At 72.8% G+C, this 13,813-nt stretch carries 11 protein-coding genes; 6 read left to right on the forward strand and 5 right to left on the reverse strand.

The window, feature by feature from the left end:
• The first annotated feature begins 132 nt into the window (after positions 1-132).
• Positions 133-1,500 (forward strand): Hsp70 family protein, encoded by a 1,368-nt coding sequence (locus ACWEV3_RS10815; protein WP_452613643.1) that lies wholly within the window; start codon positions 133-135, stop codon positions 1,498-1,500.
• Positions 1,501-1,523: 23 nt separating this feature from the next.
• A complete protein-coding gene (locus tag ACWEV3_RS10820; RefSeq protein WP_452613644.1) occupies positions 1,524-3,971 on the forward strand; it encodes a LuxR C-terminal-related transcriptional regulator in 2,448 nt (815 codons plus the stop codon).
• Positions 3,972-4,206: 235 nt separating this feature from the next.
• On the opposite strand, the gene ACWEV3_RS10825 is transcribed toward ACWEV3_RS10820, so the two are convergent.
• Positions 4,207-5,271 carry an alpha/beta hydrolase gene (locus ACWEV3_RS10825; RefSeq protein ID WP_452613645.1) on the reverse strand — a complete coding sequence of 355 codons (1,065 nt, stop codon included), beginning with the start codon at positions 5,269-5,271 and terminating at the stop codon, positions 4,207-4,209.
• 172 nt (positions 5,272-5,443) lie between these two features.
• Between ACWEV3_RS10825 and ACWEV3_RS10830 the strand changes: the two genes are divergently transcribed.
• Positions 5,444-5,998: an NADPH-dependent FMN reductase gene (locus ACWEV3_RS10830; protein WP_452613646.1), complete on the forward strand. Its 555-nt coding sequence runs from the start codon at positions 5,444-5,446 to the stop codon at positions 5,996-5,998.
• Between the two features lie 200 nt (positions 5,999-6,198).
• Positions 6,199-6,693 (forward strand): Dps family protein, encoded by a 495-nt coding sequence (locus ACWEV3_RS10835; RefSeq protein WP_358498845.1) that lies wholly within the window; start codon positions 6,199-6,201, stop codon positions 6,691-6,693.
• A gap of 95 nt (positions 6,694-6,788) precedes the next feature.
• Here the strand turns inward: ACWEV3_RS10835 and ACWEV3_RS10840 are convergent, their stop codons facing one another.
• Both ACWEV3_RS10840 and ACWEV3_RS10845 read right to left on the reverse strand, forming a co-directional pair.
• The gene (locus tag ACWEV3_RS10840) at positions 6,789-7,433 is read right to left on the reverse strand and encodes a response regulator (protein ID WP_132491774.1); all 645 of its coding nucleotides are present in this window, start codon (positions 7,431-7,433) and stop codon (positions 6,789-6,791) included.
• Positions 7,430-8,587, reverse strand: coding sequence for a sensor histidine kinase (locus ACWEV3_RS10845; protein ID WP_452613647.1), 1,158 nt, complete (start codon positions 8,585-8,587; stop codon positions 7,430-7,432). Before ACWEV3_RS10845 ends, ACWEV3_RS10840 begins: the two co-directional genes overlap by 4 nt.
• A 132-nt stretch (positions 8,588-8,719) precedes the next feature.
• Between ACWEV3_RS10845 and ACWEV3_RS10850 the strand changes: the two genes are divergently transcribed.
• Entirely contained in the window at positions 8,720-9,466 is a 747-nt protein-coding gene (locus ACWEV3_RS10850; RefSeq protein WP_452613648.1) for an ABC transporter ATP-binding protein, read from the forward strand.
• A complete protein-coding gene (locus ACWEV3_RS10855) occupies positions 9,460-11,961 on the forward strand; it encodes an ABC transporter permease (protein WP_452613649.1) in 2,502 nt (833 codons plus the stop codon). Before ACWEV3_RS10850 ends, ACWEV3_RS10855 begins: the two co-directional genes overlap by 7 nt.
• A 179-nt stretch (positions 11,962-12,140) precedes the next feature.
• On the opposite strand, the gene ACWEV3_RS10860 is transcribed toward ACWEV3_RS10855, so the two are convergent.
• Both ACWEV3_RS10860 and ACWEV3_RS10865 read right to left on the reverse strand, forming a co-directional pair.
• Entirely contained in the window at positions 12,141-13,205 is a 1,065-nt protein-coding gene (locus ACWEV3_RS10860) for an NADH:flavin oxidoreductase/NADH oxidase (RefSeq protein WP_452613650.1), read from the reverse strand.
• A 66-nt stretch (positions 13,206-13,271) separates the two neighbouring features.
• A complete protein-coding gene (locus ACWEV3_RS10865; protein WP_452613651.1) occupies positions 13,272-13,808 on the reverse strand; it encodes a TetR/AcrR family transcriptional regulator in 537 nt (178 codons plus the stop codon).
• Positions 13,809-13,813 lie beyond the last annotated feature (5 nt).

The following is a 13,813-nucleotide window of genomic DNA, read 5'->3' on the forward strand; positions in this document are numbered from 1 at the left end:
TAGGTGGCCCATTGGGGGGTAGGTTGGGGCATCTGACACCTGTGAGTAACCGAGTACGCGCTAAATTGTGTCCACCATCGGGCCGCGCGGCATCGCCCGATGGTGGCCGATCCGGTGACACGAAGGGATTGCATGCCTTACGTCCTGGGCATTCATCTAGGCGCGACGGCGACCACGGCCGCCATCGCCCGTCGGGACGGCAGCCGGTGGGCGGCGGCCGTGCCGGTCCCGCTGGCGGCCGGGCCGGTGGTGCCGACGGTGCTGTGCAAGGTGCAGGACGGCTCGTTCGTGGCTGGTGAAGCCGCCCAACGGCAGGAGATCACCCACCACGAATGGGTCGCCCGCGGCTTCACCGGGCGGCTCGGGGACGACCTGCCGCTGCTGGTGGGCAGCGAGTTCATCCCGGCGCAGCGGCTGGTCGCGACGATGGTCGAGTGGGTGGCCGACGCGGTCGCCCACCGGCAGGGACACCCCGCCGAGCACATCGCCATCGCGCACAGCGCCACCTGGGGTCCGCACCGCACCCGGCTCGTCCACCAGGCGCTGATCCAGCTCGGGCTGACCGATGTGACGCTGGTGGCCGAGCCGATGGCCGTCGCCCTGGACTACGCCGCCAAGCAACGGGTCGCCGAGCACGAGCCGATCGTCATCGCCAACGTCGGCGGCAGCGGCTTCGACGCGACCGTGCTGCGGCGGCGCGAGCGCGGGTTCGAGGTGGTCGGGTCGCCGCTGAACGCCGACCACCCCAGCGGCCAGGACCTGGACGACGAGATCTTCGCCGCCGTGCGCGCCGAGTTCGGCGACCGGCTGGACGCGCTGGACCTCACCGATCTCAACCAGCGGGCCGCCCTCGCGCACCTGCGCGCGGAGTGCGTCCGGGCGAAGGAAGCGCTGTCGCACCAGTCCGGCGTGCAGCTGCGGGTGGAATTGCCCGGTCTGCGCACGGAATTCGCGTTGTCCCGTTCGCGGTACGAGCAGCTCGCCCGGCCGCACCTGGAGCGGGTTCCCGAGCTGATCCTGCAAGCGGTGCAGTCGGCGACGCTGTCGCCGGACGACCTCGATTCCGTCGTGCTGGCGGGTGGAACCGCGCGCACGCCGCTGCTGAAGCAGCTGGTGGCCGAGCGGTTGCAGCTGCCGCCGCAGGTCGACGTCGCGCCCGAGCTGGCGGCGGCCGGCGGGGCGGCGCTGGCGGCGGTGCAGGTGCTTTCCACCGACACCGACCAGGGTTCGGTGGCCGAGACCAGCGTGCTGATGCGCATCGAGGGCCCCGACGAGTCGTTCGACGACGATGCGGAACCGGTGGCGGCGCCGCGCCCGCCGGTCGACGTGGAGCCGCTGCCGCTGGAACCGCCGGACGAGGACCGGGCGCGGCGGATCAAGATCATTAAACTGTCGATCGCCGCCGTGCTGATCATCGGCGGGCTGCTGCTCACCTACTTCCTGCCCAACAACGCGCCACTCGGCGGCGTCCTCAGCGCGATCCAGCACATGCGCCAGTGACCCGGATGACAAGGAATCCAGGCGTGAACCACTCGACGACATCCCGTCCCGCCCTGCTGCCGGACGGGCACGCGGCCGGGCTGCGGTCGGTGATCGCCGCCGATCCGGCCGCGTCGCTCGTCGTCGGAGTGCAAGGTGCGGGCGGATACGGGAAGACGGCGCTGCTGGAGCAGCTCGCCCGCACCTACCACGACGCCGGGATCCCGGTGTTCGACGCGAATGCGCTCGACCGGGCCGACGACGGCGCGGTGCTGGTCGACGATGCCCACCGGCTCGACGACGCGGTGCTCGGCGAGCTCCGCGAGGTCGCCCGGCGGCCCGGCGCGCGGCTGGTCGTCGCCTACCGGCCGGGCCCGCGGCCCGTGGCGCTGGCGGAGCTGATCGGCGAGCTCGGCGCACCGGTGCTGCTCGCCGCGCTCGGGCGGGACGAGATCGCGGCGCAGGCCGGGGCGGTCGCGCCGGAGTGGATCGGCTGGCTGCAGGCGCAGACCGGCGGCGTGCCGCGCTACGTGAGCCGGGTGCTCGCGGCGGCCGAGCCGGGCGCGGCGGAGCTGCCGGCGCGCGCGCTCGACCAGTTCCAGCACGACCTGGACCAGCTCGGCGAGGCGGGCCGGGAATGCGTGATGGCGATGGCGATCGGTGCGACCCCGCACCCCGATCTGCTCGCCGCGCTGCTCGACCTCGACCCGGCGGAGGTCGGCTCCGCGCTGCTCGCGGTGCGAGCCGCCGGCCTGGTCGGCGCCGACGACGTGCTGCTGCCGATCGTCCGGGCGGCAGCGCTGCGGCTGGCGCCGTGGGAACGGCGGCTCCGGGTGACCCGTCGCCTCGTCGAAACCCAACTGGCCCGCGGCGGTTCGGTGTTGCCGCTGGTTGCTCCGCTGCTCGGGGCCGACATCGCGTTGCTGCCGGAAGCGACCCTGGCCGCGGCGTTCGAGAAGGCGGGCGACGAGGCCCTGCGCGATGCCCCGCACCTGGCGCGGCCGCTGTTCGCCGCCGCGGTTTCGGCGGGGACTCCGGTGGTGTCGGTGGCCGCGCGGCAGGCGCGCGCCGCCGCCGTGGCCGGCGACCTCGACGAGGCGTTGCGCCTGGCGGATCAGGTGATCGTCGACGACGCGGTGCCGGACAAGGAACTCGGCGTGCAGGTCGCGGCGAGCGTCCTGGCGCACCGCGGGCTGCTGGAGCGTTCGGCCGAGCTGTGCCGGTGGTCGGTGGGGAAGCTGCGCTGGCCCGGCGACCGCGCGTTCGCCGCGCTGGGCCTGATCGGCTCCGGTCGGCTGGGCGAGGCCGACGAGCTGCTCAGCTCCTCCGACGACGCCGGGCCGCCGACGTCGATGACCGGCGCCGCCGCGCAACTCGCCGCCGGAGTGCGGGAATCGGTCGTCGGCTCGGCCGCGGCGGCACTGTCCACATTGGTGCGATCGGCCTCGCTTTCGGAACCGGTGGGCCGCGGCATCCTGGCGCCGGACAGCCCGGCTGCGATCGCAGCCCTGGTCGCGCTGCATTGCGGTGAGCTGGACGTCGCGCAGTCCACGCTGGACAGGGCGATCGGTGCGGACGCGGGCGGCCCGCTGCTGCACCACCGGCACCGGCTGCTGGCGGCCTGGCTGCCCCTCGTGCGCGGCGACACGGTGACGGCGCGCGTGAAACTCCAGGCTGCCGCCGGTCCGGCGGCGCGCGACCGGCTGCTGGCCACCGCGATCGAGGCGGGCATCGCGAGCCGGGACAACGACATGGGGGCCCTCGCCGCTGCCCGGGGGCAGGCGAGACAGGCCGTCGCCGAGCACTCGGTGGACCTGTTCGCCCTGCTGCCGCTGGGCGAACTCGTGGTCGCGGCGGCGCGACTGCGCGACCAGGACTGGATCGCGCCGTACCTGGCGGAGGCGCGCAGCCTGCTGGAACGGCTCGGCAACCCTCCACTGTGGACGTCGATGCTCACCTGGAAGCGCCTGCAGGCCGCGATCGTGCTGGAAGATCTGGACGACGCGCGGCATCTCGCGGCGGACCTGGACGGCATGGCGCACCACAACCCGCTGGCCACGGCGATGGCCGAAGCCGCCCGCGTGTGGCTGCAGATCCTCACCGGCCAGGTGGACCAGGACGAGGTGGAACAGGCGGCGAGAGGGCTGCACTCGGCCGGGCTGGCCTGGGACGGGGCGCGGCTGGCGGGGCAGGCGGCGATCCACACGAAGGACCGGCGCGCGATGCTCGCGCTGCTGGAATGCGCGCGGGCCCTGCAGGGCAAGCCGCCGCGGCCGCGGGCGGTGCGCGGCGGCGACACCGACCTGCTCAGCGAGCGGGAGAAGGAGGTCGCCGAGCTGGTGCTGGCCGGACTGACCTACAAGCAGGTCGGCAAGCGCCTGTTCATCTCGGCGAAGACGGTGGAGCACCACATAAGCCGCATAAAGCAACGCCTGGGCTGCGCCAACCGCGAAGATCTCCTCAACCGCCTCCGCGAACTCCTGGGCCGGTGACGACCCGGTCCGGAGCCCGGGTCCGGCGGCGATTTCGCGCGAAATCGCCAACCCACACGCGTCAGGACCGCTGATTTCGCGCGAAATCGGCGTCCGCCACGCCTGCCAGGCGGCGGTTTCGCGCGAAATCGTCGTTCTGCCCGCGTCGGGACGCCGGTTTCGCGCGAAAAGGGCGCCTTCGCCCGGTTAGCCGACAGGCGCCAACCGCATCCATCGGCGTCCACGGGCCCTGCGATCAGGCCTTCTGGAGTTCCAGCCCGGCCCGGAGGGTGCCGACGATCTCGAACAGCGCCTCCTGGAAGCGGTCGCCGATCGGGCGGAGGTTGGCGAAGCCGTGGATCAGGTCCGGGAACCGCCGCGCGATCACCGGCACCCCGGCCTCGGCCAGCCGCCGCGCGTACTCCTCGCCCTCGTCGCGCAGCGGGTCGAAGCCCGCCGTGACGACGTGCGCCGTCGGCAGCCCGCTGAGGTCCTCGGCGAGCAGCACCGACAGCCGCGGGTCGCCGCGGACGTCCTCCTCCGGCGCGTAGTGGTTCATGAACCAGTCCATGTCGCCGTCGGTGAGCAGGAATCCGTTGGCGAACAACTCGCGCGACCGGCGCCGCGTGGTGGCGTCGACGGCGGGGTAGATCAGCAGCTGGAACACCGGCTTCGCGGACCCGGACCGGGTGGCGTGCAGGGCGACCGAGGCGGCCAGGTTGCCGCCCGCGCTGTCCCCGCCGACCGCGATCGCGTCGGGGCTGGTGCCCAGCTCGGCGGCGTTCTCGACGGCGAACCGGTAGGCGTCGAGGGCGTCGTCCAGGGCGGCCGGGTACGGGAACTCCGGCGCGAGCCGGTAGCCCACGGACAGCACCCGGATGCCGGCGTGCTTGGCGAGGAACCGGCACAGGTCGTCGTGGCTGTCCAGGTCGCCGATGACCCAGCCGCCGCCGTGGAAGAAGACCAGCAGCGGACCCGGCTCGGAGAGCTCGCGCGGCCGGTACAGCCGCGCGGTCAGATCGCCCGACGCGGTCGGGATCCGGCGGTCCGCCACCACCACGCCGGGCACCTGGCCGGCGGTGATCTTGGTCGACCGCCGCATCGCGGCGCGGGCGATCTCGGGCGTGGCCGCCGACAGCTGCTCGTGGCCGGCCAGCCGCATCAACTTGAGCAGCAGTTGAGCATCGAGCGCGAGTTCCTGGTCGTCCAGTCGAATCGCGCGCCCCGCGAGGAGCCGCCGCGCCGGCTTGGGGAGCGCGAAAACGCCGCGTACGACCGCGGCCTCCAGCGTTGGCTGCACCAGTTCGAGGACCTTCGACATCGGCGTTGACCTCCCCGGAAGGCGACAAGTGGTGCTGAGGTTACCCGCAGGTAGCTGTGGTCCGGGACACGGCCGGTTGGCTTTGACCTCCAGCGCGCTCGAAGTTCTAGCGTGGCGGACAGCCCCGCAGGAGGGGGGACAGACGCGGGCAGCGGGTGAAAGGATCGAACGCATGACGGTGACCGTGGTGGGAATCGGCGGATCGGTGCGACCGGACTCGCAATCCGAGCGGGTGCTGCACGCGGCGCTCGCCGGGGCTCGAGAGGCCGGGGCCAAGGTCCACGCGATCACCGGCAGCAGCCTGGCGATGCCGTTCTACGACCCGCACCTGACCGAGCGCACCGACAACGCGCTGGAGCTGGTCGACGCCCTGCGCTCGGCGGACGGCGTCATCCTCGCCTCGCCCGGCTACCACGGCACGATCTCCGGGCTGATCAAGAACGCCCTGGACTACGCCGAGGACCTGCGCGGCGACGAGCGCCCCTACCTGGACGGCCGGGCGGTGGGCTGCATCGGCATCGCCTACGGCTGGCAGGCGACGGTGACGACGCTGCAGGCGCTCCGCTCGGTGGTGCACGCCCTGCGCGGCTGGCCGACGCCGCTGGGCGGCGCGGTGAACTCGGCCGAAACCCAGTTCGAGGCCGGCGGCGAGTGCGCCGACGAGAAGGTGGCGAACGTCCTGCGCACCATCGGCCACCAGGTCGTCGACTTCGCCAACCGCACCTGACCCCTGCTCCCGGCCGCCCGCACCACGCTCCGCCAGGCGCGGAGGTCATCAGTTTCAATTGAAACTGATGAACCCCAGTTTCAATTGAAACTGGGGTGGGGACTGATCTCACGGCAGGTCACACCGCTTCGAAGTGCGAGGGCACCGCCGAGGCAGGACCCTCGAAGGGTCTGCTCGCGTTCGAGGAGGTAGCCCAGCTCATGGCCCAGAAGACCGTCAAGAAGGCCCCGATCTCCAGCCCGCTGGCCGACCAGGACCGGGAGATCACCGGCAAGGTGCTGCAAGGCACCCTGCTGGACCTCATCGACCTGCACCTGGTGGCGAAGCAGGCGCACTGGAACGTCGTCGGCAGGTTGTTCCACGACGTGCACCTCCACCTGGACGAACTGGTCACCACCGCGCGCGGCTTCGCCGACGACGTCGCCGAGCGCGCCGCCGCCATCGGCGTCTCGCCCGACGGGCGTGCCGCGACCGTCGCCGACGGCTCCGGCGTGCCGAAGTTCGACTCGGACTGGCGCAGCGACCGCGAGGTGGTCGCGGCGATCGTGGCCGCGCTGGCGGAGCTGATCCGCCGGCTGCGGGCCCGCATCGACGAGACCGACAAGACCGACCTCGTCACCCAGGACCTGCTGATCGGCATCGCCCGGGAACTGGAGAAGTCGCACTGGATGTGGCAGGCCCAACTCGCCGAATAGCCGCATCTTCGCAGTTCAGAGCCCGTGCGTACGTACGTTGTGCCGCGAGAGCGGCGCAAAGTGCGCACGGGCTTTCTGCGGCCGGAACGGGGAGTTCAGCGGCCCGCGTCGCGGACCAGGAGCGCGAGCTGGACCCGGTTCGACAGGTTCAGCTTCGCCAGCGCCCGGCTGACGTGCACCTTCACCGTCCCCTCGCTCATCGCCAGCTCGGCCCCGACCTCGGCGTTCGACAGGCCCCTGGCCACCGCGCGCACCACGGCGCCCTCCCGCTCGGTCAGCGCCGCCAGCCGCTGCCGCGCCTCCGCTGCCGCAGGCGACTCCAGCTCCGCGAAGGTGTCGAGCAGTCGCTTGGTGATGCTGGGGGTGAGCATGGCGCTGCCTTCGGCGATGATCCGGACGGCGTTGGCCAGATCGCGCGGCGACGTGTCCTTGAGCAGGAATCCCGCCGCGCCGTTGCGCAGCGCGGTGTGCACGTAGTCGTCCAGGTCGAACGTCGTCAGCATGATCACCCGGGGCGGGGCGGGGGAACGCCGCAGCTCCCGCAGCGCGGTCAGCCCGTCCACGCCCGGCATGCGGACGTCCATCAGCACCACGTCCGGCCGGTGCTTCGCGACGGCGGTGATCGCTTCGCCGCCGTCGCCCGCCTCGCCGACCACCTCGATGTCCGCCGCCGGTTCCAGGATCATCCGCAGCCCGGCCCGGACCAGCGCCTCGTCGTCGACCACCAGGACCCGGATCACGCGCGCTCCTCCAGCGGGAACCGGACGGACACCGCGAACCCGCCGTCGGCGCGCGGTTCGGCCGCGAACGAGCCGTCGAGCAGCTCGACGCGTTCGCGCAGGCCGACGAGCCCCATGCCGCTGCCGGGCAGCGGCTCGACCGGCTCCCGCGGTGCTTCGTTGATCACGTCGACCTCCAGAACCGAGTCCAGGTAACGCAATTCGACGTCGGTGCGAGCCGTTCCGGCGTGCTTGTGGACGTTGGTGAGCGCCTCCTGCACGACGCGGTACGCGGCCTGCTCCACCAGGGTGGGCAGCGGCTGCGGTGCCCCTTCGTCGTGCCGGTGCACCGGGATGCCGGCTTCCCGGGACCGGTCGAGCAGGCCGTCGAGGTCCACCAGCGTCGGCTGCGGCCCGAGGCGGGTGTCCGAGGTCGCGCTCTTGAGGACGCCGATGGAATCCCTGAGCTGCGCCAAGGCTTCCCGGCCGGTGGTGCGGATGAGCTCCGCGGTCGCGGCGGTGCCCGGGTCCACGGCGTTGACCTCCAGCGCGCCCGCGTGCAGCACCATCAGCGACACCCGGTGGGCGACCACGTCGTGCATGTCTCGGGCGATCCGCGCCCGCTCCTGCATCCGCGCCTGCTCCGCGCGGGCGGCCTGCTCGCGCTCCAGCTGCGCGCTGCGTTCGCGGAGGCCGTCCAGCACGTCGTGGCGGGAGCGGCTCCACAGGCCGAGCACGAACGGCAGCGCGACGAACAAGCCGACGCCGCCGAGCGCGGCCAACATGTCGTCCAACGCCAGGCCCGCTCGGCCGAAAGCCAGGCCGATGGTGGTCGGCAGGAGCACCGCCGCGCTCGCCACCGCGAAGCAACCGATCAGCCGTCGCTGTTCGCGGATCGTGCGGGCGGCCAGGTACGAGCTGACGCACAGCGGCACCCAGGCCGAGATCAGCAGCCAGGCCACCAGCCCGGCCACGATCGTCGGCCAGGGCTTGCGCGGCAGCAGCAGAACGCAGATCACCGATGCGGCCGCCAGCACGGCGGACAGCAGGCCGCCGAAGATCGGCGGCGCGCCGGAAACCGCCAGCTGGTACGGGATCGGCCCGCCGCTGACCGGCACGAACGTCCCCGCCGCGACCACCGCCGCCAGCAGCACCACCTGCATGCGCTTCGCCACGCCACGACCGTAGCCGGGCCGGCCCGCTCCGGCGTCCCACCGAAGTTGAGGCCCGGTGTAACCAAAGTTAGCGCTGGCCGTGGCCTTTCCGGTGACGTGCCGGAGCGGCCTCAGCGCGCACGATTCCGTGCCATGACATCGAAATCGGCCGTTCGGGCAACGGGCCTGGCGAAGCACTACGGCGCGGGAGGTTCCCGGGTGACTGCGCTCGCGGGCGTCGACGTGGCGTTCCGGCACGGCGAGCTCACCGCGATCATGGGGCCGTCCGGCTCCGGCAAGTCGACCCTGCTGCACTGCGTCGCGGGCCTGGACGAGCCCGACGAGGGCCGGGTGTGGATCGGCGACACCGAACTCACCGGCCTGCGCGACGACGAGCTGACCAGGCTCCGCCGGGACCGCGTGGGATTCGTCTTCCAGGCCTACAACCTGCTGCCCGCGCTCACCGCGCTGGAGAACATCACGCTGCCGTTCGACCTGGCCGGCCGCAAGCCAGACCGGGACGTGCTGCGGAAGGTCGTCGAGGCGGTCGACCTGCAGGACCGGCTGCACCACCGGCCCAGCCAGCTCTCCGGCGGCCAGCAGCAGCGGGTGGCCTGCGCGCGGGCCCTGGTGACCCGGCCCGAGGTGGTCTTCGCCGACGAGCCGACCGGCGCCCTGGATTCCGCGACCGCCGAGGAGCTGCTCGGCTTCCTGCGCCGCAGCGTCGACGAGCTCGGGCAGGCCGTCGTGCTGGTGACCCACGAGCCGAGCGTCGCCGCGCACGCCGACCGCGTGCTGTTCCTCAAGGACGGCCGGATCGTGGATGAGATCTCCGCGCCGACGTCCGACAGCGTGCTGGAGCGCATGAAGTCGATGGAGAGGACCGCATCCCGATGCTGAGGACCATGCTGCGCGACCTGCTCGCGCACCGGGCGCGGTTGGCGATGACGCTGTTCGCCATCGCGCTCGGCGTGGCCGCGACGGTCGGGAGCTGGGTGGTCACCGATTCCATCGCGGCCACCCTCGCCGCCCGCGAAATCCGCCACGACGTCGGCGTTTCCGTGCAAAGCCCCGGCAAGGAGCCGGTGCTCGCGCCCGCGGACCGGGACCGGCTGGCCGCGGTGCCCGGGGTGGCGCGGGCCGAGGGCGTGATCGTCGGCCGGGCGGGGATCGTCGGCCGCGACGGCAAGCTCGTCCAGACCGGCACGGTCCTGGACCGGGCGGCCACGAACTGGAGCGGCGACGAGCGCTTCGAACTGGTTGCGGGCAGCCCGCCCGCCGGGCCGGGGCAGGTCGCGCTGAACGCGTCGGATGCGCGGACCGCCGGGCTCGCCGTGGGCGATACCGCGCGGATCCTGCTGGCCGAGGGGAAGGTCGACGAGGCCACGGTGACCGCGCTGTTCGGCTACCGCCAGCTGGGACCGGAGTCCATAGTGGACTCCAATGGTCCCTCGGATGCGGTGCCGGTCGTGGCCTACGAGTCGGCGACCGCGGCGGGCCTGCTCGGCGACCGCTTCCACCGGATCGAGCTGACCGGCGCGGATCCCGGAGCGATCGCGGACGCCGTGCGCGCGCTGGTCCCCGACGACCACCACGTGACGACCGGCCGCGCCCTGGCCGGCGCGCTCGCCGAGCAGTCGGCCTCCGACGTGCAGGACCTCCGGATGACGATGCTGCCGTTCGCGGCGGTCGTGCTGCTGGTCGGCATGTTCGTCATCGCCAACACCTTCGCGGTGCTGGTGACCCAGCGGACCCGCCAGTTCGCGCTGCTGCGCGCCGTCGGCGCCCGGAAGCGGCAGGTCAGGGTGGGGATCGCCGCCGAAGCCGCGGCGCTCGGCGTGGCGGGCGGCACGATCGGCACGCTGGCCGGGGTGGCGATCGCCCCGCTGCTGCTCTCGGCGCTGCGCCCGGACGACGAGGTCGCGTTCACCGTCACTCCGTACGCAGTCCTGCTCGGCTACGCCGTCGCAGTGCTGGTGACGGTGCTGGCCGCCAACGGCTCCGCGCGGCGCGCGGCCGCCGTGCCGCCCGTCGCCGCACTGCGCATGGACGCGGTCGTGCCGCGAGGAGTCAAGCGCAGCAGGAACTTCCTCGGCCTCGGCTGCCTCCTCATCGCCGCCGGGCTGATCGCCGCCACGGCGGATCCCAGCTCGTCGAACGCCGCGCGGATCATCGCGCTGGTGGGCGCGGTCGTCGGCGTGATCGGGGTGATCGTGCTCGCGCCGCAGCTCGCCGAGCTGGTGCTGCGCCCGCTCGCGCGGACCTTCGCGAGATCGGGGCCGGCCGTGCGGCTCGGGCTGCGCAACGCGGCGGGCGATCCGCGGCGCACCGCGGGCACGGCGACGGCGATCACCATCGGATTGGCCCTGGTGTGCTCGTTCGCCACGATCAGTTCGACGTTCGCCGCGCTGATCGCCTCGACGACCCGCGCGAACCTGCCGGACCGGACGACGGTCCTGCAGTCCGCCGCCGGCGGCGAATCCGCGCTCACCCCGGCCGAGCTGCGCAAAGCCATCGGCCTGCCGGGCGTCACCGAGGTGGCGGGGAGCCGCGACGTGCTCATCGAGCTCGCGTACCCGGGAGGCGAGACGGTGCGGCGGATCTCCGCGATCGAACCCGCGGCCCTGGGCACCGTGCTCACGCCGAAGCTGACCGCGGGCAGCGCGGATCTCTCGCGCGGCGTGGTCGTTTCGCAGAACCAGGCCGACATGCTGGGCCTGCGGATGAACGACGAGGTCACCCTGGAACTGGATGCCAAGACCTCGGTCACGCAGCGCGTGGTGGGCGTCTACGACGCGACGGAACTGGGCGCCAGCCTCTTCCTGGACGTCGGCCTGGCGCCCGAATCCCTGCGCAAGCAGGTCACGACGGTGTACGCCTCCGGGCCAGACCCCGCCGCCGCGCGGCAGAGCATCGAGAACGCCTTCCGCGACCGGCCGGACGTGACCATCGGCGACCGCGAGTCGATGGTCCAGGACGGCGTCGACCAGCAGGCGTTCGCCTTCGCCCTGATGTACGCCATGTTCGGCGTCGCGATCGTCATCGCGCTGTTCGGCGTCGTGAACACGCTGATGCTCTCGGTCGCGGAGCGCACCCGCGAGATCGGCGTGTTCCGCGCGGTGGGCGCCACGCGGCTGCTGGTGCGCCGGACGATCCGGGTGGAGAGCACGGTGGTGTCGATCTTCGGCGCGCTGCTCGGGGTGCTGGTGGGCGTGCCGGTGGGGGCGGTGATGCAGCACGCGATGTTCGGCCAGCGCCTGGGGGACTTCACGATGCCGACCGAAGTCATCGCGGCGTCCCTGGTGGCCATCGCGATCTGCGCGGTGCTGGCGGCGATGTGGCCCGCCCGCAGAGCGGCCAGGACCGACGTCCTGAAGGCGATAGCCGCGGAGTGACCGCCACCTGCGCGCGTAACGGCCCGTGCGTGTTTTGTGCTGCTATAGCGACACAAAACACGCACGGGCCAAGCCTCCCGAGCAGGGGCCGGTGCGGTGATCTCCCCACCGGTCCACCCCGGTGACCGGGCGCGACACGTCCCCGACCCGCACCCGGTCGCCGGTTCTTCCGCGACGGGTCAGATCCGGCGGGCTCGTTCGTACTGCTTCGGCCAGATGTTGTCCGCGTGCAGCGCGTCGGCCGCGCGCAGCGGCCAGTGCGGGTCGCGCAGGAGCTCGCGGCCGAGCAGGACCGCGTCCGCCGATCCCGACGAGACGATCTCCTCCGCCTGCTCCGGCGAGGTGATCAGGCCGACCGCCGCCGTCGGGACGTTCGCCTCCGCGCGGATCTGCCGGGCGAATCGCACCTGGTAGCCGGCGCCGATCGGGATGTCCGCCTTCGGCACCGCGCCGCCGGTCGACGTGTCGACGAGGTCCACCCCGCGCTCCGCCAGCAGCCCGGCCAGCCGGACCGAGTCCTCGCCGGTCCAGCCGCCCTCGACCCAGTCGGTCGCCGAGAGGCGGGCGAGCAGCGGCCGGTCCGCGGGCCAGGCCGCGCGCACCGCTTCGGTGATCTCCAGCAGCACCCGCACCCGGTTCTCGAAGTCGCCGCCGTAGCGGTCGGTCCGGTCGTTGACCAGCGGCGAGTAGAACTGGTGCGCCAGGTAGCCGTGCGCGAAGTGCAGCTCGATCACGTCGAATCCCGCCGCTTCGGCCCGGCGCGCGGCCGCGGCGAACTGCTCGGGCAGCTCGGCGATCTCGGCCTCGGTCAGCGCGCGCGGCGCGGGCAGGTTGCCGAAGGCGTTGCCGGTCGAGCTGACCGTCTCCCAGCCGCCTTCGGACGCCGGCACCGCATTGCTGCCCTCCCACGGCGGGGTCGTGGACGCCTTGCGCCCGGCGTGCGCGAGCTGCACACCGGTCGCCGCGCCCTGCGCGTGCAGGAAGTCGTTGATCCGCCGCCACGCCGCGACCTGGTCGTCGTTCCACAGCCCGGTGTCCTGCGGGCTGATCCGGCCTTCCGGGACCACCGCGGTCGCCTCGGTGATGATCAGCCCGGCCCCGCCGGTGGCGAACTGGCCGAGGTGCACCAGGTGCCAGTCGTCGGGCAGGCCGTCGACGGCCGAGTACTGGCACATCGGCGCGACCCACACGCGGTTGCGGACGACGACGTCGCGAAGCTTGATCGGTTCGAAGAGATGGCTCACGGCCAGCTCTGACGCCCTGGCGGAACGAGGTATTCCGAGGCTCCGGCCATCTCACAATCCGGGCGCTCAGAGCGCGCGCAGCAGATCCTCGAAAGCGGCCTCGACGCGGTCGGTGTCGCCGGTGGCGAGCAGGTCGAGCAGCAGGCCGCGCAGCGCCGCGAGCGCCAGCGTCGCCTCGGTATCGGAGCCGCCGAATGCCTGGCGGAGCCGCGGCAGCCACTCGCGGACGCTCGCCTCGCCGAAGCCGTCCCACGCGCCGCCGTGGGCGTGCAGCGAGCGGGCATAGCTCTCGAAGAAGAACCGGATGATGTTGTGGTGCGCCGGATCGCTGAGCCACCGCCACAGGGCGCGTAGCACCTCGGCCCGGTCCGCGCAGTCGCCGATGGTGTCGGCGAGGAGCCGGAGCTGGACGTCGCGGGCGTGCCGGTGGACTTCCCGCACCAGTTCTTCTTTGGAGCCGAAGAAGTACAGCAGCATCCGCGGACTGGAGCCGACCGCCGCCGCCAGCGGCCGCAGCGACACCTCGGAGAGCCCGTGCGTCGCGGAGTAGTCCAGGAGCTTCGCGAGCAGTTCGCCGCGGCGGCCGTCGTCCTGCTGGGTCATCTTCG

The sequence above is a fragment of the Saccharopolyspora sp. NPDC003752 genome, assembly GCF_053605825.1.